The 23,888-nt window shown below is 55.0% G+C and carries 18 protein-coding genes, 2 pseudogenes and 1 CRISPR repeat array; of the genes and pseudogenes, 12 read left to right on the top strand and 8 right to left on the bottom strand.

The genetic code is table 11. The features are described 5' to 3' along the window. Nucleotides 1-297: 297 nt before the first annotated feature. The 3 genes from cas9 (at nt 298) to cas2 (ending at nt 4,862) form a co-directional block, all read left to right on the top strand. A complete protein-coding gene (gene cas9 / locus AAFO92_RS15730) occupies nt 298-3,531 on the top strand; it encodes a type II CRISPR RNA-guided endonuclease Cas9 (protein WP_347536648.1) in 3,234 nt (1,077 codons plus the stop codon). 78 nt (nt 3,532-3,609) lie between these two features. Continuing rightward, nucleotides 3,610-4,521, top strand: coding sequence for a type II CRISPR-associated endonuclease Cas1 (gene cas1 / locus AAFO92_RS15735; protein ID WP_347536649.1), 912 nt, complete (start codon nt 3,610-3,612; stop codon nt 4,519-4,521). Continuing rightward, a complete protein-coding gene (gene cas2 / locus AAFO92_RS15740) occupies nt 4,518-4,862 on the top strand; it encodes a CRISPR-associated endonuclease Cas2 (RefSeq protein WP_347536651.1) in 345 nt (114 codons plus the stop codon). The genes cas1 and cas2 overlap by 4 nt, the downstream gene beginning before the upstream one ends. Before the next feature lie 70 nt (nt 4,863-4,932). Then, nucleotides 4,933-7,932: a CRISPR direct-repeat array (repeat unit 36 nt; unit sequence ATTGTAGCTGTTCAAAATTCGCGGTCCAGCCGCAAC). Nucleotides 7,933-8,151: 219 nt separating this feature from the next. On the opposite strand, the gene AAFO92_RS15745 is transcribed toward cas2, so the two are convergent. After that, nucleotides 8,152-9,033 (bottom strand): hypothetical protein, encoded by an 882-nt coding sequence (locus AAFO92_RS15745; RefSeq protein WP_347536653.1) that lies wholly within the window; start codon nt 9,031-9,033, stop codon nt 8,152-8,154. A gap of 445 nt (nt 9,034-9,478) precedes the next feature. Between AAFO92_RS15745 and AAFO92_RS15750 the strand changes: the two genes are divergently transcribed. Together AAFO92_RS15750 and AAFO92_RS15755 are read left to right on the top strand one after the other, a co-directional pair. Then, nucleotides 9,479-9,952 carry an IS110 family transposase gene (locus AAFO92_RS15750; RefSeq protein ID WP_347536655.1) on the top strand — a complete coding sequence of 158 codons (474 nt, stop codon included), beginning with the start codon at nt 9,479-9,481 and terminating at the stop codon, nt 9,950-9,952. Between the two features lie 61 nt (nt 9,953-10,013). Beyond that, complete coding sequence (locus AAFO92_RS15755; RefSeq protein WP_347536657.1) at nt 10,014-10,226, top strand: hypothetical protein; 213 nt, start codon at nt 10,014-10,016, stop codon at nt 10,224-10,226. 363 nt (nt 10,227-10,589) lie between these two features. Here the strand turns inward: AAFO92_RS15755 and AAFO92_RS15760 are convergent, their stop codons facing one another. The 3 genes from AAFO92_RS15760 to AAFO92_RS15770 are packed head-to-tail and all read right to left on the bottom strand — an operon-like array spanning nt 10,590 to nt 13,364. Beyond that, nucleotides 10,590-11,597 carry a carbon-nitrogen hydrolase family protein gene (locus AAFO92_RS15760; RefSeq protein WP_347536659.1) on the bottom strand — a complete coding sequence of 336 codons (1,008 nt, stop codon included), beginning with the start codon at nt 11,595-11,597 and terminating at the stop codon, nt 10,590-10,592. Next, the gene (locus tag AAFO92_RS15765) at nt 11,597-13,126 is read right to left on the bottom strand and encodes a sodium:solute symporter family protein (RefSeq protein WP_347536661.1); all 1,530 of its coding nucleotides are present in this window, start codon (nt 13,124-13,126) and stop codon (nt 11,597-11,599) included. Before AAFO92_RS15765 ends, AAFO92_RS15760 begins: the two co-directional genes overlap by 1 nt. 4 nt (nt 13,127-13,130) lie before the next feature. Further along, the gene (locus tag AAFO92_RS15770; RefSeq protein ID WP_347536663.1) at nt 13,131-13,364 is read right to left on the bottom strand and encodes a hypothetical protein; all 234 of its coding nucleotides are present in this window, start codon (nt 13,362-13,364) and stop codon (nt 13,131-13,133) included. 110 nt (nt 13,365-13,474) lie between these two features. Here AAFO92_RS15770 and AAFO92_RS15775 point away from each other — a divergent pair, with 110 nt between their 5' ends. Beyond that, nucleotides 13,475-14,365: a LysR family transcriptional regulator gene (locus AAFO92_RS15775; protein WP_347536665.1), complete on the top strand. Its 891-nt coding sequence runs from the start codon at nt 13,475-13,477 to the stop codon at nt 14,363-14,365. 181 nt (nt 14,366-14,546) lie between these two features. Here the strand turns inward: AAFO92_RS15775 and AAFO92_RS15780 are convergent. Both AAFO92_RS15780 and AAFO92_RS15785 read right to left on the bottom strand, forming a co-directional pair. After that, nucleotides 14,547-15,304 (bottom strand): annotated as a pseudogene (locus AAFO92_RS15780) (IS5 family transposase). A 120-nt stretch (nt 15,305-15,424) separates the two neighbouring features. After that, complete coding sequence (locus AAFO92_RS15785; RefSeq protein ID WP_347536667.1) at nt 15,425-16,369, bottom strand: LysR family transcriptional regulator; 945 nt, start codon at nt 16,367-16,369, stop codon at nt 15,425-15,427. A gap of 218 nt (nt 16,370-16,587) precedes the next feature. On the opposite strand from AAFO92_RS15785, the gene AAFO92_RS15790 reads away from it, so the two are divergent. After that, nucleotides 16,588-16,725 (top strand): DUF1127 domain-containing protein, encoded by a 138-nt coding sequence (locus AAFO92_RS15790; RefSeq protein ID WP_347536862.1) that lies wholly within the window; start codon nt 16,588-16,590, stop codon nt 16,723-16,725. 799 nt (nt 16,726-17,524) lie between these two features. Here the strand turns inward: AAFO92_RS15790 and AAFO92_RS15795 are convergent. Both AAFO92_RS15795 and AAFO92_RS15800 read right to left on the bottom strand, forming a co-directional pair. Next, nucleotides 17,525-17,767 (bottom strand): annotated as a pseudogene (locus tag AAFO92_RS15795) (IS110 family transposase); the annotation flags it as partial. A 20-nt stretch (nt 17,768-17,787) separates the two neighbouring features. After that, on the bottom strand, nt 17,788-18,729 hold the full coding sequence (locus AAFO92_RS15800) for a helix-turn-helix domain-containing protein (protein ID WP_347536669.1): 942 nt from the start codon (nt 18,727-18,729) through the stop codon (nt 17,788-17,790). A 529-nt stretch (nt 18,730-19,258) separates the two neighbouring features. Here AAFO92_RS15800 and AAFO92_RS15805 point away from each other — a divergent pair. Genes AAFO92_RS15805 through AAFO92_RS15825 form a run of 5 tightly spaced genes read left to right on the top strand, consistent with a single transcriptional unit; the run spans nt 19,259 to nt 23,825 of the window. After that, nucleotides 19,259-20,497, top strand: a complete 1,239-nt coding sequence (locus tag AAFO92_RS15805) for an ABC transporter substrate-binding protein (protein ID WP_347536670.1) — start codon at nt 19,259-19,261, stop codon at nt 20,495-20,497. A gap of 10 nt (nt 20,498-20,507) precedes the next feature. Continuing rightward, nucleotides 20,508-21,374 (top strand): branched-chain amino acid ABC transporter permease, encoded by an 867-nt coding sequence (locus AAFO92_RS15810; RefSeq protein WP_347536672.1) that lies wholly within the window; start codon nt 20,508-20,510, stop codon nt 21,372-21,374. Then, nucleotides 21,374-22,399 (top strand): branched-chain amino acid ABC transporter permease, encoded by a 1,026-nt coding sequence (locus AAFO92_RS15815; protein ID WP_347536674.1) that lies wholly within the window; start codon nt 21,374-21,376, stop codon nt 22,397-22,399. The genes AAFO92_RS15810 and AAFO92_RS15815 overlap by 1 nt, the downstream gene beginning before the upstream one ends. Further along, entirely contained in the window at nt 22,396-23,121 is a 726-nt protein-coding gene (locus tag AAFO92_RS15820; protein ID WP_347536676.1) for an ATP-binding cassette domain-containing protein, read from the top strand. The genes AAFO92_RS15815 and AAFO92_RS15820 overlap by 4 nt, the downstream gene beginning before the upstream one ends. Further along, nucleotides 23,118-23,825: an ABC transporter ATP-binding protein gene (locus AAFO92_RS15825; RefSeq protein WP_347536677.1), complete on the top strand. Its 708-nt coding sequence runs from the start codon at nt 23,118-23,120 to the stop codon at nt 23,823-23,825. Before AAFO92_RS15820 ends, AAFO92_RS15825 begins: the two co-directional genes overlap by 4 nt. Nucleotides 23,826-23,888 lie beyond the last annotated feature (63 nt).

Here is a 23,888-nt window from a genome sequence, read left to right on the forward strand (position 1 = left end):
TGGTTGGTCATGTTTCGGGACACAACTTCAGAGAAGCTGCCATTCGCTTCACGAGCATTTCAAACCAAGAACACTCTAAGAGCGGCCGTTCGGCTCCACATCGGAATCCCGTAAAATGTAAAACGCAGGCCGTGGCCTGCGTTTCAATGTGGTGCAATCGAATGCTTGTTAACGGCTCGACCGCGAATTTTGAACAATAAAAGTCTGATCTCTTTCTAGTGTAGACGTCAAGCGGTTTTTGGGGTTGAGGGTCCCGTATCCCAATGCAACTATTTGTGTATGACGAGGAGAATAGTTATGCGTCTTGGGCTCGATATCGGTACGAATTCAATTGGCTGGTGGCTTTATGCCACCGAGGATGATGCAATTAAATCGGTAATTGATGGCGGCGTGCGCATTTTCTCGGACGGCCGTGACCCCAAATCCGGCGCATCGCTAGCGGTGGATCGTCGTGCGGCCCGGGCCCAGCGGCGCAGACGCGACCGGTTTCTGCGGCGCAAGACGGCATTGATGAAGCAGATGGCCGAGGTTGGTTTGATGCCTGCCGATCCCGATGAGGCCAAGATGCTCGAGTTGCTTGACCCTTATGAGTTGCGTGCGAAGGGATTGGACGAGGCTTTGCCTCTGACCCATTTTGGGCGAGCCCTGTTCCACCTAAACCAGCGGCGAGGTTTCAAATCGAACCGCAAGACCGACCGTGGTGATAACGAAAGCGGTAAGATCAAGGACGCCACGAAACGTCTTGATGAAGAAATGGCTACCAAGACTGCGCGCACCTATGGAGAATTTTTGCATATGCGGCGCTCGGCAGCACCGGATCCAAGGCAGGTGCCAAGTGTGCGGACACGGCTTTCGGTTGCTCGACGCGATCACGCTGAAAAAGAAGAAGCCGGGTATGATTTCTATCCTGACCGACGCCATCTGTCAGAGGAGTTCAGCAGGCTTTGGAAGGCGCAGGCGAGTCATTATCCTGAGATACTGACAGAGGATCTGCGTGATGAGATCGCAACGATCATCTTTCACCAGCGTCCGCTGAAATCCCCCAAGGTGGGTCTGTGCCTGTTTACGGATGAGCGCCGGATCCCAAGCGCGCATCCGCTGAACCAAAGGCGGGTCTTGCTGGAGACCGTCAACAGCCTGAAAGTGGTGGCCCCGGGCGAGCCTGCGCGCGATCTGACGCTTGAAGAACGTGACCGCATCGTACATGCGCTGGACAATAAGGCCCATACAAAGTCCTTGTCCGGTATGATGATGAAGCTCAAGGCCTTGGGCAAAGTGATCAAGCTGCGCGCGGGTCAGTCTTTTACCCTGGAAACCGCGAACCGCGATGGAATCGCATGTGATCCCGTGCGCGCCAGCCTGTCGCACCCGGGCCGATTTGGGGCGCGGTGGTCTGCATTGAGCGCCGATGCGCAGTGGGATGTGATAAAGCGCATACGTGCTGTTCAAAGTGACGCTGAGCATGCCAGCCTGGTTCAGTGGCTGATGTCACACCACGGTTTGGAGTCTGCGAACGCAGAGGGTGCCGCCAATGCTCCTTTGCCTGAGGGCTATGGGCGGTTGGGCCTGACAGCGTCGACGCGGATTTTGGCGGCGCTGGAGAACGACGTGATCCCCTATAGTGCCGCTGTCGCGGCCTGCGGCTGGCATCATTCTGATGGTCGTACAGGCGAGGTGCTGACAGCACTGCCCTATTACGGCCAGTTCCTTGACCGCCACGTGATCCCAGGCAGCTACAATGAAAATGACGACGAGATCACGCGATATGGCCGCATCACCAATCCGACCGTGCACATTGGGCTGAACCAACTGCGCCGATTGGTAAACAAGATTATCACCGTTTACGGCAAGCCCGATCAGATTGTCGTGGAACTGGCCCGTGATCTGAAGCTGTCGGAGGACCAGAAGCGGGAGGTGCAACGCGACATCAAAAAGAACACGGATGCAGCAATTGAGCGCGGCAAGAAGCTGGAGGAGATGGGGCTTCCCAATAATGGCGCGAACCGAATGGTGCTGCGCTTGTGGGAAGACCTCGGGCATGACGTTATGACACGGAATTGCCCATATACCGGCAAGCGGATCAGTGCAGGAATGCTTTTTGATGGATCCTGCGACGTGGATCACATCCTGCCCTATTCGCGCACACTCGATGACGGTTTCGCCAATCGCACCCTCTGCCTGAAAGAAGCCAACCGCCAGAAAACGAACAAAACCCCGTGGGAAGTCTGGGGCGATACCCCGCGATGGGACATCATCGCTGCCAACCTAAAGAACCTGCCTGCCAACAAGGCGTGGCGCTTCGCTCCCGATGCCATTGAGAGATTCGAGGGGGAAAATGACTTTTCCGCGCGGGCGCTGAAAGACACGCAATATCTTTCGCGTATTGCGCGCAGCTATCTGGAGGCACTTTATGACGGCCAGGATGGCAAGAGCCACGTCTGGGTCGTGCCGGGACGCCTGACCGAGATGCTGCGCCGTCACTGGGGCCTGAATGGTATCACCGCGCTGACAGACAGCGACAGCAAGACTGTCAAGGCTAAAAACCGCACCGACCATCGCCATCATGCCATCGACGCAGCGGTCGTTGCTGCGACCGATCGCAGCCTGATCAAACAGATCTCCGATATGGCGAAGAAGGACGAGGTCAACGGCGCCGAGCAGGTGGTCAGGTCGGTCCCGCCGCCGTGGGAGGAGTTTCGCAAAGACATCGCCGCACAACTGAACCGGATAGTCGTCAGCCACCGTGCCGATCACGGGCGGAATGATACTGCTGCCCGCAAGCGCGGGCGCGACAGCACATCAGGGCAGTTGCACAATGATACAGCTTATGGCCTGGCCAGCGGTGACAAAGTTGTCAGTCGAAAGCCACTCTTGTCACTGAAACCCAACGAAATCGCCATCACATCTCGCGGGGCGAACATCCGCGACACCGACCTGCAAAAACATCTGGCACGCGTCACCCGTGGATTGGACGGGAAGGCGTTTGAACAGGCATTGGCCGCGTTCGCCAATGCACCCATGCTACCGGACAATACTGACAACCCGTATTTCGGACTGCGGCGTGTGCGCCTTGAGGAAACCTTGCAGGAAAGCGCACGGATCGAAATCAGCGACAAGTCCGGCAAGCCGTTCAAAGCCTATAAGGGGGACAGCAATCAATATTATGAGATCTGGCGGCTGCCCGATGGCAAGATAAAAGCACAAGTTGTGACCACGTTTGAGGCGCATCAGTCATCTTTAGAGAAGAAGCCGCATCCCGCAGCGAAACGGCTCCTGCGTGTGTTCAAACGAGACATGGTCATTTTGGAAAGAGACGGTGAAATTGTCATCGGTTACGTCCAATCTATGCACGTTGCAAACGGCCTGTTTATTGCGCCGCATACCGAGGCAAACGCAGACGCGCGCAACCGCGACAAGAACGATCCATTTAGGTTTATCCAGATTGGCGCCGGCCCTCTAGTCAAGGCCAAGGCCCGCCGCATTTACGTCGATGAGATGGGGCGGCTACGTGATCCCGGCGCTTCAAATTAGGTGTGAATTTTGAAAAATCTGAGTTTCGCAATACAATCAGTACGTTAACGATTCGCGTGGGGGCGCGAGGGGTACTGTGTGGACCAGATTATAGACATTGCGACGGACGGTCGCCACCTATCGCGTGACCGCGGCTTTTTGAAAGTAACCGAAGACGGCACAGAAATTGGTCGCACGCCGCTCGACCAGATCGCCGGGGTTATCGTGCACGCCCATGGCACGACCTGGTCTACATCCTTGCTCACAGAACTGGCTGACCGGGGCGCGCCTGTGGTTCTGTGTGCGGCTAACCATGCCCCTAAATCCGTTCTGATGCCAATCGCCGGCCACCATGCACAGGGCGCGCGAATGCGGGCGCAGTGGCAGGCCAAAACCTCGTTGATTAAGCAGGCCTGGAAACAGGTCGTCACCAGAAAGGTGCAGATGCAGGCCGCTGCGCTGGATGCCATCGGCGAAGCGCCCGCGCCGCTGCACATGATGCAGCGGAAAATTACGTCGGGCGACGCAGGCAACGTCGAAGCACAAGCCGCGCGCTATTATTGGCCTCGGATGATGGGTCTTGATTTTCGTCGTGACGTAGGAGGTGGCGATGAAAATGCTCTGTTGAACTATGGCTATACCGTCCTTCGGGCGGCGACAGCTCGGGCCGTAGTCGCAGCAGGTTTGCACCCTACGATCGGGCTGCACCATTCAAATCGTGGCAACGCATTCGCCCTAGCCGATGATCTGATGGAACCCTTCCGGCCGCTGGTGGATTGCGCTGTACGATCCATCACCCACAGCCGCGGTAGCCAGGTGGATACAGATGCCAAACAGGCGCTGGCTCGGTTAATAGCCACCGACTTGCCTCTGGGTGAAGGAATAACACCAGTGTCAGTGGCGCTGACAAAGCTGGCCACTTCGCTGGGACAGAGCTTCGAGGCAGGGAAACTTGATCTGGCGCTTCCGAATCCGCCCGATCCGCTGACGCTTGCAGGGTTGGGCTCATGACTGCCGATGTTACGTTTTTATCAGGATACCGTCTGATGTGGATATTAGTGATGTTCGATCTGCCGACCGACACAAAGCCTCAGCGCAAAGCGGCGACTGACTTTCGTAACTTTCTGCTGGATGAGGGTTTCGAGCGAAGCCAGTTTTCTGTCTACGCTCGTTTCGTCAATGGCAAAGAGGCATTTACCACCCGAGTAAACCGCATCGAACGTCATCTACCTGATTCGGGTGACGTTCAGATACTTAACTTCACCGACCGTCAATATCGTGATATTGTTCACTTCTCGGATCAAGGGCGTAGAAAGGCCCGGGAGAATCCGCAACAGCTGGTGATGTTTTGATGCGATTCGCGATAGAATATGGGAATTCACCTCACATAAGCTCCTGTGTTTACAGGAGCTTATGTGAGGAACCATTGTAGCTGTTCAAAATTCGCGGTCCAGCCGCAACCGGGCCTATCCGGCGATTGTAGCGGCCACAATTGTAGCTGTTCAAAATTCGCGGTCCAGCCGCAACAAGGCTGCGGCGTGGCGCAAGTCCAATCCAATTGTAGCTGTTCAAAATTCGCGGTCCAGCCGCAACGAGTATTTCACCGGATCCAATGTTGCCGCGATTGTAGCTGTTCAAAATTCGCGGTCCAGCCGCAACGATGGGGATGTATTTTCGCCGGGCGTATTCATTGTAGCTGTTCAAAATTCGCGGTCCAGCCGCAACATCTTTGAGAGTGGCAACTCCGGTGCAGACATTGTAGCTGTTCAAAATTCGCGGTCCAGCCGCAACAGACCAAGGCCCGTTTGTGGGGTGGTGCTGATTGTAGCTGTTCAAAATTCGCGGTCCAGCCGCAACGCACACGCTTGAGCATGTAGTGGCGCAAAATTGTAGCTGTTCAAAATTCGCGGTCCAGCCGCAACTCAACGGCGGCGCTGTCATTGCCACCGGAAATTGTAGCTGTTCAAAATTCGCGGTCCAGCCGCAACACGCCCACATATAAGCATCAAGGCGATCAATTGTAGCTGTTCAAAATTCGCGGTCCAGCCGCAACTCAGCTAAACCAGAGAAATCAATTCCTCTTATTGTAGCTGTTCAAAATTCGCGGTCCAGCCGCAACATGATGGGCGGCTTGATTGCCGGCGTATATATTGTAGCTGTTCAAAATTCGCGGTCCAGCCGCAACATAAATGGCAAGACCAACAATTTCTGGACAATTGTAGCTGTTCAAAATTCGCGGTCCAGCCGCAACTTGGCGCATTTACTTACCGCCGCCTCTATCATTGTAGCTGTTCAAAATTCGCGGTCCAGCCGCAACTGAAGTTCTTAATGAATTGTCTCTTGTCAGATTGTAGCTGTTCAAAATTCGCGGTCCAGCCGCAACGGTTGTTGATGTCCACACTGCCCGCCGATGATTGTAGCTGTTCAAAATTCGCGGTCCAGCCGCAACTGGCTTGAGGCCGCTGCAGTTACTACCGGGATTGTAGCTGTTCAAAATTCGCGGTCCAGCCGCAACACCCTCGGCAGCGTTGCCACGGGCAAAAAATTGTAGCTGTTCAAAATTCGCGGTCCAGCCGCAACAGATCGCTACATCAAGTGGTGTGAGGTGTTATTGTAGCTGTTCAAAATTCGCGGTCCAGCCGCAACAAGGAACCCCGCGCCTCCCGCGTTACTGCATTGTAGCTGTTCAAAATTCGCGGTCCAGCCGCAACAAGAGAGGTTCACCCTCTACGCAGAAAGCCATTGTAGCTGTTCAAAATTCGCGGTCCAGCCGCAACGATAAGGGCCGCGCATACGAGGCCAAGAGATTGTAGCTGTTCAAAATTCGCGGTCCAGCCGCAACTTCGCAGAACCCCAAGAGGCCCCAACTACGATTGTAGCTGTTCAAAATTCGCGGTCCAGCCGCAACTCACCGGCCCTTGTGTTGATCGCGTAGGTGATTGTAGCTGTTCAAAATTCGCGGTCCAGCCGCAACGAGGGCAAGTTACCGGTGTCGCTGCGATGAATTGTAGCTGTTCAAAATTCGCGGTCCAGCCGCAACTAGAACTGGCCGTTGATGACCATTCCCCGCATTGTAGCTGTTCAAAATTCGCGGTCCAGCCGCAACCCGATCACAACAAGCCTTCTAAAGCGCTTATTGTAGCTGTTCAAAATTCGCGGTCCAGCCGCAACTCCTCAAGTATTGATATCATGCTATCATTAATTGTAGCTGTTCAAAATTCGCGGTCCAGCCGCAACGTCGAACACTTTGAGTGCTTGGGTGTGCATATTGTAGCTGTTCAAAATTCGCGGTCCAGCCGCAACTTTGGATGAAATCAGTAGTGACCCGAAGTATTGTAGCTGTTCAAAATTCGCGGTCCAGCCGCAACACCCTTGTTTGCCGTCACGGGCGCTCCGGCATTGTAGCTGTTCAAAATTCGCGGTCCAGCCGCAACTCGGCGGCGGTCGCGCGTATTCTGCGCCGCATTGTAGCTGTTCAAAATTCGCGGTCCAGCCGCAACTCCATCCCGGTCATGTCGCAGCAGATGTCTATTGTAGCTGTTCAAAATTCGCGGTCCAGCCGCAACGTGCAATACGTCGAGGCGTGGGGCATGGGGATTGTAGCTGTTCAAAATTCGCGGTCCAGCCGCAACAACAGGAAGGGTCGCCAGTGGCGCACCGGAATTGTAGCTGTTCAAAATTCGCGGTCCAGCCGCAACAGGAGCACCGTCCATATCCGCATCCTCACGATTGTAGCTGTTCAAAATTCGCGGTCCAGCCGCAACCTGGCGTTCCCTCGATATCCTTCCGGCTCATTGTAGCTGTTCAAAATTCGCGGTCCAGCCGCAACGTTGAAAACGGCATCCTCGGGTCGATATACATTGTAGCTGTTCAAAATTCGCGGTCCAGCCGCAACTGTAGGTCTCACCTACAAGCGCGATACGCTATTGTAGCTGTTCAAAATTCGCGGTCCAGCCGCAACACGGTGAAGCTCCGCGCCCTCCGCGATGCAATTGTAGCTGTTCAAAATTCGCGGTCCAGCCGCAACACAACGGCACATTCGCCTCGCGTGCGCGCGATTGTAGCTGTTCAAAATTCGCGGTCCAGCCGCAACTCCGTCATGCTGCCCGTGATTGTCGGGAATTGTAGCTGTTCAAAATTCGCGGTCCAGCCGCAACTGGTGTGCGAGCCTGCCGCCAGGTACAACAATTGTAGCTGTTCAAAATTCGCGGTCCAGCCGCAACTGGCGGGGGGCATGGCTGCGTTTTGGGACCGATTGTAGCTGTTCAAAATTCGCGGTCCAGCCGCAACCGGGTGGCTGGCAACAGCTCGACCGCGCGTATTGTAGCTGTTCAAAATTCGCGGTCCAGCCGCAACATAGGGCGGCGACTGCCGATGCTCTGAGGTATTGTAGCTGTTCAAAATTCGCGGTCCAGCCGGAGTCAGGTCAGCTATCCCGACCGTCGAGAAATGAATGCTGCAATGCGGACCAACTTCCGCTATTACGGGCCGCAGCGCGGCATTACATCCTGACGATGAAAGACGGCTCAGGGCCGGTACGCCCCTCTCAGAAGGTTTTTGCAAACCGAAGATTCACGTTTGTTGGTAAAGACAGGATCGCATGGCGAGAGTGCGAGAATTTCAGGAGAAGTATGGGATCGTTTAATTTGCAACCCCCGTGCCTATCAGCGAGAATTTAACCACTTGGCTTTCTCCGCCGAATGTGACCGCCTCGCCTACGAAATTTGCGACAACGGCGATTTCATTTCCAGAGAACTGGGGCGCAAACTCTTCCAGCCGGAGCTCAATTGTTTTCCAGAACATATCGGCCCCGCCAGCCATAAGGGCGTTTTCCATGGTGATCACACCGCCACCGTCATAGCCAAATTCACTCTCGTTTAAGGTCATGTCCAGCGTGACGTTTCCTGGCCCCATGCCCTGTTGATACGTGGTGAGATCGAAGGTGAAAGTGTCGCCGTCCAAGTTGAGGGTCGCCTGCATGGGTAAGAAAATGTTGTAGACCATGCCGCTCAAGCTACCTGCCTTGGCTGTGAGCACCATGTCAAGCGGATATTCTGCGATTGCTGGCTTTGGCGTGTGGCCCGCCTCGGTCAGAAGGAAGCCTTCGGTGGTGACAAAGTCGGCGCCATTTATCTCCTCGGAACTGCGACTGGATTCAGTGGTCCAGCGGAAATGGGGCATCGTGCCGCCGCCGTGGCCTTCCCAGGGGCCGACCTGAAATTGTTCATTCAGCGGAGAGACCGACCCGCCGTTCAGGCGCTGGTACATCTTGAGGTCGCCCCGGTCCTGGGTCAGTTCCAGATCGCGTGAGATTTCCTGGCTGGTGAAGGTTGCAGTGTCCTGGTTCCAGCAGACTTCGCTAAGTTCAGTAGAGGCCTCGACACTCATACCCTTGGTGACGGCATAGGCCATGACGCCGATGCCCCGAAGGCCATCGCAATCGGACACCATCAGCACCTCGGCTTGGGCGAAGGAGGCAAGACTGATAGTGGCACAGGTGGTGAGGACTGAAATGCGTCTCATTGCTATAGTTTCTACCCCTAGTTCGATTTTACCCAAGTGAAGTTGTCGCTTGATCAAGCTGCTCGACTTTGCTCCCTTTTTCAAGCTTACTCGGGCTGATGACGTTGTTCGACTTGGTTTGAGCTCGTTGTAGGAACAGAGAATCCTGACCACTAAATAAACCGACGGCCATGGTCTTCATTCCCGCCAACGGAACTTTCAAAAATGCACAACCTTCGCACTTCGGTGTAAGCGGTGTTCTGGCCCCATCTTCCTTGTGAGTATTCGATCTGCGAGTCACTGCTGTGATGTAGTTTCTCACAGGTATGCCCCATGGATGCCCTTGACGACCTTTTCGCCGTGGCTCTGCTTGGTTCCGGGTTTCTGTCTCATCTTATGGAGTGGACGCCCCTTGCATCCGAGCCGATAGTTTTCGGCAACCGTAGCAAGCAGAAGGAGTTCACAAATGCAGTTACTTGCGATTGATTTGGGCAAACAGTCGTTTCACATCCATGGGATCACCAATGAGGGCGAGGTGATCTCGAAGAAGGTGACCAGATCAAAACTCGAAGCCGCCGTTCAGGAACTTTCCCCGGATACCATCGCCATGGAGGCTTGCGCCAGCGCTCATCATTGGGGCCGACGGTTTCAGGCCCTGGGGTATTCCGTGCGCCTCATTCATCCGCGGTTCGTCATGCCGTTTGTCAAAGGCTCTAAGAACGACGCTGTTGATTCCGAGGCGATCTATGAGGCCGCACTGCGCCCGACCATGCGATTTGTCCCGGTGAAGACGACGGAGCAACAGGATTTGCAGATGCTGCACCGAACACGCGACCGGCTCATCACACAACGGACCGGATTGATTAATCACATTCGCTCCATAGTGGCTTCGATGAACCAGAAATCCTCCGTTACTCAAACCCCTAAATTTGTCCGGTAGGCGCTGATGTCAGACAAGCGGTGGCTGAAGCCGGTCTCACTCTTTGCAGGAGACTGGCGGCATGGACATACCACATCGCGGCGGCACTCCCGGTTTTGTTGGTGTTCAGGGGAGCAGTCTGAACATTTCTGATTTCCCGGGGAACCGGAATTTCAATACGATTGGCAAATTTTTTTTTGCAGGACCCGCGCATCTCGCTTTTTTTCATAGGTTTTGGGACGCGGACGACTGTCCGGCTGCAGGCGACGGCGCGAGTTTATTGGGATGCGCCTGATTTGGAAACGGGTCGGGTCCTGCAGTTTGATGTAGAGCGTACCATCATCTTCCCGCAAGCCTCTCGTTACACGTGGTCATATGAAGAGACGTCGCCTTTCCTCCGGACTGAGTAACGGCCGTGGAAGGGGCGGTTCATCTTACGGAAAATCTTACTTTGCGTCCGCGTCAAGCGAATAACCGGCGACTGGAGCAACGTCTTTTACCGCAAGCGTGAGCCCATGCAGGGGGCTTGCCTGCGCGTGATCTACCTGAACATAGGGATAATCGCACCAGGCATTGAGGCTCTTACCTTTTCGTTTTCCGCCATTCGATGCCATTAACAGTTTTCGAGCCGTGGAAAAATCCTCCACGGCCCGGCCTTTTATGCTTTCAGAAGATTCTGTTGGGTCAAGCTCTGTGAGCCAACCTGACGCGGTGCACCCTCGGCGTTGCTGCGCATCTTACCAAAGATAACCGGGCGTTTGGCGCTGTCATCGACGTGCAGCGAGAACACATCCGGGCGGGCGTAGTGTCCGACCGGGTCGAAATCCAGCTTGCTGCGGGTCAGCGTCAAACGATCAAGTTCTGCATAGAGGATCGTGGCCTCGTTGAACACAGGCCCCGCCAGCACTTCGCCCAAAGGTCCCACGATCATGCTGCCGCCACGCATCAACACGTCTTCCGGGTCCGCGCCCAACTGGCTGCGATAGCCCGGCCCGTACTCACCGAGCGTAATGTACTGGCAGGAGCTGAGCACATAGCATCGCCCTTCCATAGCGACATGGCGCATCGTGGCAATGAACGTGTCGCGGTCGTCAGCAGTTGGCGCACAGTAGATCTCGACACCCTGGGCATACATCGCCATGCGCGTGGCCGGCATGTAGTTCTCCCAGCAGATCACCGAGCCGATGGTGCCCAACTCGCTCTCGACGGCGCCCAAGGTTGAGCCGTCGCCAAAACCCCAGATCAGGCGCTCGGCTCCGGTCGGTTGAAGTTTGCGGTGCTTGCCGCTGATCCCGGCGCGCGGGTCGATATAGACCACCGTGCAATACAGCGTGCCGCCCTCCTGCTCGATGATACCCATCACCACAAAGGTATTGGTCTCGCGGGCAGTTTCAGTGATGGCGGCCAGTTCCGGCCCATTCAGCGTGACGGCCCCGTCGTAGTAGCGGCGGTACTCGTCCCGGCCCAGGGGTTGGCGGTTGCCGACCGAGACGTCAAAGTTCAGCCCCTTGGGATAGGTGCCGAGAAAGGCCTCTGGGAACACGACGATTTCGGCGCCAACTGCGCCCGCCTCACGAATGAGGCGGCACGCTTTTTCAGTGGTGGCCGCAGCGTCAAAGGGAACAGAGCTGTCCTGGACGACGGCGGCTTTGACAGTATCTTTCATCAAACGGCCTCAGCGGTTGCGGGTGCGTCGACAGCGGCTGCATCCTGAGATTTGGTATCGGCCCCCATGTAGCGGGCGAACATGCCATGGTAGTTTTCGATCGAGGCGTCGGAGACCGGCCGAGTGACAAGGCTCACAAGTGCGGTCACAGCTATGTTGGCCACGATGCCGGTCGTGCCTGCGCCCAGCCCGATGGTGAAGCCGCCGAACTTGACGATCAGCAGGCTGATAACCCCGGCCAGAAGCCCGGCAAAGGCTCCCATCTCGGTAATGCGACGGAAGTACAGAATACCCAACGCCGAAGGCACGAGCTGCAGACCAAGGCCAAAGCCCAGCGCCGCCACGGGCACGAGATGACCGGCGCCACCCGGCGTCAGCGCCAGCACAAAGACCAGCAAGGTCAGACCAGCAACGACAAGACGGGTCACGCGCGTGCTTTCTTGATCGCTGAGCTTGCGGCCCCGCACCCCGCCCCAAATGTCTTCAGCCACAAGACTCGCAGACGAGAGCAATTGGCTGTTGATCGTTGAGATGGCAGCAGCAAGTATTCCCGCCACCACGAAAGCTGCGAGCACAGGCGCGTGTTCGGCAAAGATTTGCGGCAGGATCGTATCCGAGCTCTCGCGTGAGACACCGGGCGCCACGCCCGGGATGACGGCGGCGAGGCCGATGATCAGCGGAATGATCGCCATCATCCACGAGTTCCAGAACGGCGTAGCCACGGCCACTTTGCCCAGAGTTTCGGCAGATTTGGCCGAATAGAACTTCTGCCACATATGCGGGAGCACCCAAGCGCCGAAGCCAAGGCCGAGGAAAAGCTCGAGCATGTTCGTTGGCTTGCCCGGGTTGGTCACAAGATCGGGGTTGATCTCAGCGACGCGGGCAAAGAGAGCAAGACCGCCGACAAGGTCAAGGACGTAAAGCGCGGTGAAGATCATGATCGCGGCAAAAAAAGTGCCCAGGAACATGTCCGACCACGCCGTCCCGCGGAAACCGGCCCAGAGCACAATTGCGCCAACCATGAGCGAGGCGATAGTGACACCCAGTGCATATGGCACGGCGCCTTCGGTCAGTGTTTCAAGGGCACGCGCACCTCCGCTGACCTGGATCAGCATTACCGGCACAAGAGCCGTGATCCCGACAAGCGCCGACAGCAGGCGCAGCCGTTTGCTGTCGTAGTAGTGTTCGATCATCTGACCGGGTGTGATGAAGCCAAACCGTTTACCGGCCAGCCAGATGCGGGTGCCGAAGAGCCAAACAAAAACGCCGTGGAAGATGGTCCAAACGGCAAAGCCCGCAAACCAGATGCCTTCTCGAAAGTAGGCACCAAACGAGCCGAGCAACGTCCAGGTCGAAAAGTAAGTCGCGCCCATGGAAAGCAGCAAAACAGTGGTGCCGATCGCTCGGCCGCCGACGACGAAGTCTTCAGTGGTTTGGCTGCCACCGGAGTTCCGGGCCGCGAGGTAGGCAATGGACAAGAGGATGCCGACAATACCGGCAAGTATCAGAAGTGTGGGAAGCGCAGTCATCGTCTCAGACCTCCTCGACGGGGTTGGCATCGAGCTTGCGCTGCAAAGGGCGGAAGCATAAGGGGTACAGGGCAATCACGCAGAGCGTCAGAACCACGTTGGCGCCCAGCACAATGGCGAGCGGTTTCGGGAAGGGTCCAATAAAGGTCGGATCGGCAAAAAAGCCGAGATAGGGTAAGGCGACAATCACCAGACAAACTAGTAAGGTCACACCGATCAGGCGTCGTAGCAGCAGCATCTTTCTATCCTCTCGATATTGATGCGCTGGTTTACTCAACGTAGGTGTTCGTGCATATTTCCAATCTTCGAATACAGTGTTGCCTGAATTCGAACATCGGAGGCCACGCCATGCTGAGCACCGCCCATCGCTATCTCCTCTCCGTGGCCGAAACCGGCTCGATCCGTGCCAGTTCGCAAGCGCTTAACGTGGCGGCCTCGGCCATTTCGCGGCAGATCCAGATTTTGGAGCATCAGTTCGGGCATCCCCTGTTCGAGCGCTTCGCCTCGGGCATGGTACTCACGCCAGAGGGGCGCATCGTCGCCCATCACCTGCAGCGCACAGCCCGAGAGATCGAACTGGCGGAGGCCGAGATAAATGCTCTGCACGATCTCGTCACCGGAACGATCCGATTTGCGGCCATCGAAGGTGTCCTTGCGTCCTGGCTTATTCCCGCGATGAGTTCTTTCCGCGAGCGCCATCCCAGCGTTCAGTTCGAAGGACGCATTCTGGGGTCAAACTCGGCCTATGAGCTTGTTATGGCGGACCGGCTCGACTTTGGCATCGTGGTTTGGGATGAAGAATGGTCGGGCATCGACATCCGCAAAAGCTTCGATACGCCCCTGCTCGTTGCCATGCGTCCGGACCATCCGCTGGTGGCCGAGCGCGCAATCCCACTGACCGCGCTGGCATCAGAGCCTCTGACGCTCCTCGACGATGGTTTCACAACCCGGCTGGTAGTGGATAAAATGTTCGCAAAGAGTGAGGTCGCAAAAAATGTGGCGTTGGATGTCAACCACATTGAGATCGCGAAGCGCTATGTGCAGGCCACGGGCGGTGTGACGATCCTGCCGGAATACGCCGTGAGTGTCGAGGTCGCAGAAGGCACGCTTGTGTCGCGACCACTAGCCCATGCCCGCGCCGTGTTGAAAACCGTGCTCTTCACGCGAAGCCGCAGCACGCACATTAGGGCAACAGAGTGCTTCCTGGACCGTCTAGTGACCGATGCAATCGTGTCTTGACAATAATCGTTGATGCGCAGGTGGGCGCTGTCAGACAAATTCGCACCAGCCTCAGCTAGGTCAGTTAGACCGCCCTTTAACCGCCCGACGTCCACCTTCTGTTTCTTTCCTAAAATACTTACAAAGACAGGACCGAGCGTTAACCAGCCCCCTAGGCCAACTTAAGCCTTGGGGTCAGGATTCATAACCAATAAATGACGGTTGCTGCGAGTGCGATTGCGGACAGGAAGACTTTGGGACAGCGATCATAACGTGTCGCTACGCGCCTCCAGTCCTTGAGCCTACCAAACATGATCTCAATACGGATGCGCCGTTTGTATCGGCACTTGTCATAATTCACGGTTGTCTTGCGTTGCTTTCGACCTGGGATGCAGGCGCTTATTCCTTTGTCTTTCAGCGCGTCCCGGAACCAGTCTGCATCATAGCCGCGATCCCCGAGCAGCCAGTCGACATCTGGAATACTGCTCAGTAGCGCTCGCGCACCGATATAGTCACTGACTTGGCCAGCGGCGACAAAAAGGCTGATCGGTCGCCCTTGGCTGTCACAGATAGCATGCAGTTTGGTATTCATGCCGCCCTTGGTTCGGCCAATTAGGCGGCCACGCCCCCCTTTTTCGCGGCCATGCTGGTCGCGGTACGATGTGCTTTCAGTTAGGTCGCGTCGATCATCACGGTCTTTTCCTCGCCGTGTTCGGCTGCCAAGCCGGCCATCATACGAGCGAAGATACCTTTCTCACTCCAACGCCTCCACCGGCTATAAAGTGTCTTGTGTGGTCCACATTCCTTGGGAGCGTCACGCCACCGCAACTCATTGCGATTGATGAAGATAATCCCGCTCAGCACCCTCTTGTCATCGACCCGTGGCTTGCCATGCGACCGCGGGATGAAAGGGGAAAGTTTGGCCATCTGCTCGTCAGTCAGCCAGAAAAGGTCGCTCATATCACCGCTCCGTATTTCGAACGTGAATCATGCAGCGCTTTGAAAATCAATGCATCCTGACCCTAGGAAACAAGGGGCACCTAAGTTGCGGAGATGTCAGTTCTGTTGCTTTTCACTGCTTCATGACGCTTTTTGGGGGGACGGAGCAACACCCGCCCTGTCATCAAATAGTTTCGGAACATCCCGAAATTCCATCACCAGGAAGTCGATGAAGGCGCGGGTTTTCGGCGCGAGATTGCGCTTGTCAGCAAACATCACGACGATGTCGGTGCTCGGCGGCGCGTATTCCGGCATGACATGAACCAACTCATTAGACCTAAATTTCTTTTCCGCTATGTAGCAGGGCAGACGTGCGATTCCGACGCCAGCGAGCGCGGCGCGATAAATGACGTCAGTACTGTTTCCTTCAAAGTTCCCTTGCGTTTCAAAACCGTGTTCGTTGTCAGGTTTAATACCGAACCAGGAGTTCCGCTCACTCTTTCCAGCGAGCCTAAGACAATTATGCTGCGCCAATTCAGCAAAATCTTGCGGCGTTCCGCGGCGTTCTAAATAAGCAGGCGAAGCGCACAAAACCCGACGGCTCTTCATGATGCGACGGGAAATGATATCGGGTTCCTTGCACTGCTCGGAAAAGCATATGGCGGCATCAAGGCCCTCGCTTTGCAATTCAACTTCTCGGTCTGAGAGGTCCAGTGAGACTTGGACCTCCGGGTTTTCCTCCATGAATTTCGGGAGCGCCGGGATCAGCATCGATTTCCCGAACGCCACGGTCGACGCGATTTTCAGTTTGCCACGTGGTATGCCATCCAGAATTGAAATAAGCGCTTCGGCCTCTTTGAATTTCTCGGCCATCGCTTTGCATTTCTGATAGAATTCCTGGCCTTCCTGCGTCGGTGAAACACCAGTCCTGGTTCGATGGAGAAGGCGGTGGTGAACATGGTCCTCAAGCAGCGCGATCTGCTTGCTAACCGCTGACGGGGTTTGCCCCATGGACCGAGCCGCAGCAGAGATACTTCCCTGCTCGACGACGGTCGCAAAGATCAACATTTGCGCAGAAATGTCCATGTCACATGATCCGACTGTTCCAAATTGGCACGGGTCCTGTTCTAACTTGAGAAATTGCGAACGCTACCAGGCACGGCTACTTCTGCAGTGCAGCGTAATTTCTGCATCGCAGCAAGAGACGAGGTGCAACAATGGCAATTATCCGATCGCAAAGTTCGCTGGCCGTCATTCTGGAGGCCGGCTGCACATTTTTTCATCACACGCGCGAGCAAATGCGAATGGGGCTTGTAAGGCGCAAAGTCTATCGCAGGACGTATCGCGAACTCTCGGTGCTGCCCGACCGCAGCCTCAGGGATCTGGGAATTCCGCGTAGCAGCATCAAAAGCTTGGCGATGGAGGCAGCGTATGACTGTTAGTTCGCAACCGGCAAGAGCAACAAGTCATCGTGTCTCCACCAGTGTGATTCCGGTGTTCGGAAAGGCTTCCGGCATCCGTTCCGCGCTGGCGAAGTTTGGACGCAGGGCTTTGTCAAACATTCGCTCAACTATGAAAACGCTTCAAAAGGCCCGGATGATTTCAGCGCTCTCGAGCATGAACGATCAACAGCTTGCCCAGATCGGTATCTCGCGGTCCGACATTCCGCGGTATGCAGAAACGCTAATGTCTAACGAGTAAACGGGTCGGCCGGTAGGACTTTGAGTGCGGTAGGAGAGGTGGTCGATACGACTTTAAGTACGGTTCTGGCAAAGTTACTGGCGTCAGAACAAAAGGAAAGTGCTGGTACTCGCTCCTCCTAGAGTTAGCTGGCACGAGCGCAGACGACAGACAGTTTAATGCGTGATGAGGTCTGACTCGGTTGTATTGCGTGAGCCACACATTGATGGCGACCTGGGCCTGTTTCATGCTGTGGAACCACTCGGCGTTCAGCACCCCTCGTCTTTAGGTTCCGTTGAAGCGCTCGTTGTATCCGTTCTCCCAAGGGCTGCCCGGGTAGATTTGCATCGGCTGGATGCCGACCTTTCTCAACCAGTTCTGCAGATGCGCCGCAATGAACTCTGGCCCGTTATCGGACCGGATGCCCTGTTACTTTTGCCGAGACGGGCTCTGCCGTCAAGAAATGATCTCTTCCATCGCAAACACAGGGTCCGCGCAATGGTGGCCCTCACCGTCCTCAATACGAAATCCCAAATCCCAAGCAGAAGGCCCTAACGTTATCTACGAGGTTAGCGAACTGCCTCCACGGCTGCTACAGAGAGAGATCCTTCCGCCAGGGCTCACCCCTTCAAAGAAGGGGCGATAGGGTTCGCCGTGTTTGACCACGGCGTGTACGGTGCGCGCCATCTTGGCCGCGATCGCGGTGTAAGCCTTGCGGCGTAGATGGGCATTGTGTCGATCCTTCGAGATATTGCTTTCGAACTCGTTGCGGAAGCTGTTGGTCCGCTTGAAACGAGCCAATTTCAACAACCTGACAATGCCGTTCAGAGTGAGCTTGGCGCGACGCCGAAGGTGCGCTTGAATGCCTTGCTAAAATGAGACGGATCAGAAAAACCGAAATCAAATGCGATATTTGTGATCGAGGTGTGACGATTCCTCAAGATCTCTCTATGAGCGCCTTCCAAACGGGTTTGCCACAGCCAACGCATTGGGGTGGTGCCTTCTGCACTAAACAGGCGGTTAAGTGAGCGAGCCGATATCCCATGGCTTGCACAAATCAGGTCAATGTTCAGGTCTGCATCTGCAAGATTTTTCTTCATGAATTTCTGGATTTCATCCAGTTGTTTTTCCTTGTGAGCTTTCTCCGCAAAGTCGTCAGAAGAGAAAAAATGATCTATGCTTCCGAAGATCAGATCCAAAGCGGAGGCTTCGACGTTCTTTGATAGTCTACTTTCGAGGGCCCCGTAATCAGGTAGTAGCTGGTCCAATATCGATCGGGTGAACTTGCCTGCTTGAGAGTTCACCGTCACTTTTCGCGCGGTCAGCTTGTTAAACCGACTGAGACGGCTGGTGGCGTGTGATCTTGGAACGGCAGCGACAAGGCCGCGCACATTTCCTACGAAATTCATCCTGAAGGATTTGCTCTGGTCATAGAGCGCCAGATCTCCCTGCTCTATCCTCACGCGCCTGTCCGATTGCGTCAATTCGATGCTTCCGTGCTTGACTGTGCAGATCATGATGTGATCCCGCGGGTCTCTGCTGATGTCTGATGCCCGCCGGATGAGTGGCATGTCAGAGTCTCGTGAGTTTGCGGTAATGTCTCCGAGTCCGATTGATCCAGACTTCCACGAGTGCACCGTGCCTCTGAACTCCGGATTGTTAATGCTCTCACATTCTGTCGTTGAAAAGTCCCGGCAGGTTGATTGGTGCCAACTTTCAAATCCGGGGCCCATCTTGTGAACAGAAGCGTTCCTTGCACTTAGCATAACATTCTCCAAACCAGTCTCTCAGCTCGTAAACAAGAAAAGAGGCCATTCGGTTTTCACGCAAGAATCGAGTTCTTTTTATGGGATCTCTACCGCCACGCGAGCTTGGCCGTTTGAGCACATCTTTTGGCAGTCAGGAACAAGCGCGGTTCAGAAAAATCTTCTTAAATTCAATGAAGACAGCCCTGAAGCAAGCATAAGAGCGTTTCAAATTTACTGCCGCCGCCAACCTGTAAATGGATCATGATGTCATTTTTTGAGCATCAAAATCACCGATCGCTTAGTTTTTCAACGCCATTTTGCTTCTTCGTGGTGACACTTTTGGGGCTTTCTTTTGCCCGGCCAGGCACCGGTACCGGTACGCAGTTCGCCAATGCAAACCGAGCATAGGGATCAAACGATTTTGCGATGTGCAGCAAACATTGAAACGAATTCTTGCACCTTGGCGGGCCACCCGTCGCGACGGGAGAATTCCAAGAAGTGTCGAAACGCTCTCAACAGAAAAACTCACCAACGAAAGGGGTATTAAATGTCGATTTCACGTCGAAGCTTTATGAAGAACTCAGCCGCGGGAGGGATCGCGCTTGCGGCTCCTGCTCTACTCGCGAATGTTGCGCGGGCCGCTGATGGTCCAATTAAACTCGGCAGTCTCCATGACCTTTCCGGCCCTCTCGCCGCGACTGGCGAACCAATGGTCTATGCGACCGAACTTGCCGTAAAGGAGATAAACGAAAGCGGGGGCCTGTTGGGCCGCGAGGTTGAACTGATCAACTACGATACACAGTCCACCATTCAACTCTATTCGCAGTTTGCCCAACAACTCGCCGTTCGTGACAAGGTAGATGTTGTCCATGGTGGGATCACCTCGGCATCGCGTGAGGCCATCCGCCCGATCTTCAATCGCTTCCGCACGCTCTATTTCTACAACACGCTTTATGAAGGTGGTGTCTGCGATCGCAACACATTCAACTTTGGCACAACGCCCGCGCAGACAGTTGAAAAGCTAGTTCCCTATGCGATGAACCTGTGGGGCAAGAAAGTCTATATCATCGCGGCGGATTACAACTACGGTCAGATCACTGCGAAATGGATGAGAAAATACGTCGAGGACAATGGCGGCGAGGTTCTCTCCACTGACTTCTTCCCGTTGGATGTGACAAACTTCGGGCCTTCAATCTCCCGTATTCAAGCTGCGCAACCGGACATGTTGCTGTCGGCCATGGTGGGGGGCAATCACACCGCATTCTACCGTCAATGGGCGGCAGCCGGTTTGAAGGATGAGATTCCAATTGCATCAACGACCTTTGGTTTGGTCAACGAACCTGCGACGCTTGAAGGAGCCGAAAGTAAAGGTGTGCTGGGCAGCTATGGCTACTTCGAGGAACTGCAAACCCCTGCGAGCAAAGCTTTCGTAGATGCCATCAAAGCCGAGCACGGCGAAGAGACACCCTATATCAGCGAGCCTGCAGCGGCGACCTATGAAGCGGTTCATCTTTGGGCCAAAGGTGTCGCACTCGCCGGTACCGCTGATCGCATGCCGGTTGTAGAGGCCCTTGAGACCGGTCTGACGTTTAATGGGCCAAGCGGGAACGTTCTGATCGATCCGATCACCCATCACGTGACCCGCAATGCTTTCCTCGCAGAAGTTAAAGAAAAAGCCTGGAACGTTCTGGAGACCTTTCCGGCTCAACAGCCACTGGATACAGCCGCTGTTTGCGATCTTGAAGCGAACCCCAACGACACCACTCATTACGAAATCGATATTTAAGGATCTGAAAATGGATATCGCGATCATCGTTGGTCTGGACATCATCAGTGGTATTGCTTCGCTCTTGCTTATCAGTGCCGGCCTAGCGGTGATTTTCGGAATGATGAAAATTATCAACCTCGCGCATGGGGAATTCCTCATGCTCGGGGCTTACACATCTGTCCTTTCTGTCTCTGCCGGGGTGAACATCTGGATTGCGATGCTGGTCATCTCACCCATCGCCGTCGGGCTGTTTGGGGTCATCGTTGAACGATGTCTCATTCAGTTTTTGTACGATCGGCTGGTTGACACAATGTTGGCGACCTGGGGGCTGAGCCTGGTCGTTGTCGGCGCGACGACGATGATTTTTGGGAACACAATTGTTGGCGTGGCATCGCCTTTGGGCGGCTTTAGCGTCGGCCAGTATCAAACGAGCCTCTATACTCCGTTCCTTGCCGTCATGGCCATCGTTCTGATGATACTTATATGGGTTGTTATGCGGTTTACGCGCGCCGGATTGATCGCACGAGCCGTCATGCAAAACCCTGAAATGGCTGCGACACTCGGCGTTAATCCGGCCAAGGTATATATGGCAACGTTTGGTACCGGTGCGGCAATGTCCGGTCTGGCTGGCGGTCTTTTGGCGCCGGTTGCAGGCATCGTTCCGACCATGGGTGCTGCCTACATCGCAAAAGCCTTTATCACTGTGGTCGGGGGCGGCACTTCAATCCTCTGGGGACTGATCAGTGCATCAGGCTTGTTCGGCTTCATCAACCAGATCGCAGCGTTCCTTACCACACCAGTCTTTGGTGAGGTCATCCTGTTTATCTCCGCTGTGGTTCTGATCCGTTTGTTGCCTCTGGGTATCTCCGGTAAATTTTTCAAAGGACGCCTCTAATGCCCAACCTGAACGGAATGACAATCGCTCTCATTGGGTCCGTTATTGCTGCAGCGGCCGTGATCATCGCCCCCCTGTTTGTTGATCTGTTTCAGATCATGCAACTGACCGTCTTTGCGGCACTGGCAATTCTGGCACTCAGCTTGGGGTTCATCTGGGGGTATGGCGGCATCCTGTGCTTTGGACAAACTACATTTTTCGGGCTGGGCGCATATGCATACGCTATCGCGGCTATCAACTTTGGAGACAGCACCCCCGCAATCGTGCTTGCGATCCTCGTGCCGGTCGTCTTTGCAGCGCTCTTGGGTTACTTCATGATTTATGGAGGTGTCAGCGACGTTTACCTCGGAGTCATTACCCTGACGGTTTCCCTTATTTTGCTGAACCTTGTAAATTCAACTGCAGGCGATTTTTACAAGATCGGCATTGCACGACTGGGCGGATTCAATGGTATTCCGGGTGTGCCCACCATCAACATGCCCGGCAATAGTAACTACATCCTAAGCCCCGAGCAGGCGTGGATCCTCACCGGGCTTGCCTTGATTGCGGTCTACCTGGGCCTGCGCGCTCTAATCGCTAGCACATTCGGGCGGGTGATCATCGCCATCCGTGAAAACGAAACACGCGCGGCACTGCTTGGATATGACCCACGCATCTACAAGCTTTTGACTTTCATGATCGGTGGAGCTTTGGCTGGGTTTGCAGGGGCGCTTTATGTGAACTGGGGCGCGTTCGTCAGCCCGACGATCTTTGCTCTCGGCCTCTCAGCCCAAATCATCATTTGGGTCATTATTGGAGGCCGCGGTACGCTCGTCGGTCCGATTATCGGCTGTCTACTGGTCCAATGGATGGTGACCGAAATCGGTGCGCAACAGACATTGGATGCAAGTTTTATTCTTGGCGCAGTTCTGATCGGTTTCGTTTTGCTTGTGCCAAAGGGAATTGCGCCAACATTGCGAGATCTCGTTGCTTCGCGTCTGGCGCGCAACAAAAGCGACGCTGTGATCGAGGATGTCAAACCATGAGCCAGACCCCACTCTTGGAAACGAAGAACCTTACGATCCGCTTTGGGGGGGTGACTGCGGTCAACAATGTAAACTTCTCCCTCAAAGAACAAGAATTGCGCTGCCTGATTGGGCCGAATGGAGCGGGCAAGTCCACATTCTTCAAACTTCTGACAGGACAGCTTCGACCCTCCGAAGGCCATGTGCATCTGCGCGGCAAGGATATCTCTGGTGCGTTTCCCCACCAGATTTCGCGGCTAGGCGTTGGTATCAAGACACAAGTACCCAATGTGTTTAACGCGATGACGGTTAAGGAAAATCTCTGGATTGCGGCGCGCCAAAAACACACACCAATATTTTCAAGCGATCTGGCGGAAGCGATCATGACGCAGTTGCGGCTGACGGGCATTGCCAAACGCGAGGTCGGACAGTTGTCCCATGGCCAGCGGCAATGGGTTGAGATTGGCACGGTGTTGGCAGGCGAACCCGATCTCATTTTGCTGGATGAACCCGCTGCAGGAATGACCCACGATGAAGTTGAACGGACGGCAGAGCTGATCCTGGAGATCAACAGAAAACGCGCTTTGATCGTTGTGGAACACGACATGCAGTTCATCAAAATGATCGCCAAAACAGTAACGGTTTTGCATCAGGGCGCGGTCCTGATTGAAGACGATGTGCGTACCGCCCTGCAGGACGTGCGTGTGCAAGACGTCTATCTTGGAAAGGTGTTGGCAGTATGATCTTGCAAGTTGACGACCTCCGATCCGGATATGGCCGGATTCCGATCCTGATGGGGGTCACACTGAACGTCTCAGAAGGTGAATTTCTGGGTGTTCTGGGCCATAACGGCATGGGCAAAACCACGCTGATGAAGACGCTTATGGGGCACCTTCCTACAACCGGCGGCACGGTAAAATTTGCCGGGCAAGACGTCACAAATCTAAAGCCGCATCAAAGGTCTCAGGTCGGATTGGGGTTAGTGCCCCAAGGTAGGCAAATTTTTGCAGATCTCACCGTACATGAGAATTTACGGATGGGTATGGCGGGACAATCCAGCGAAGACGCCGCGTTAATGGATGATGTCATTTCGCTGTTTCCCCGTCTGCAGCGCCTGATGGACCGCCGCGGGGGGGCGTTATCTGGTGGTGAACAGCAACTTCTGGCCCTTGCACGCTGTCTGTGCTCACGGCCCAAGCTGATGCTTCTGGATGAGCCGACCGAGGGTATTCAACCCTCAATCCTGGAAGAAATTGTCGAGACCCTTCTGGTTCTGCAATCGCGTGGGCTATCGCTCATTTTGGTTGAACAGAACCTTGAATTCATCGCGGCTTTGTCCGGCCGGGTTCTGACAATCCAAAAAGGCGCCATCGCCGGTGAAGTGAGCCCGGAAGATCTGCAAAATCCAGAGGTCGTGTCCCAATTCGTCGGCATGACGGCCGATTGACCAGTGGCTGGGCCACAAGGCGCAATTGCACCCAAACATCTAAATCCAGACGACAACAGTGGA

Source organism: Roseovarius sp. CAU 1744, assembly GCF_039839345.1.
Classification (GTDB): Bacteria; Pseudomonadota; Alphaproteobacteria; order Rhodobacterales; family Rhodobacteraceae; genus Roseovarius.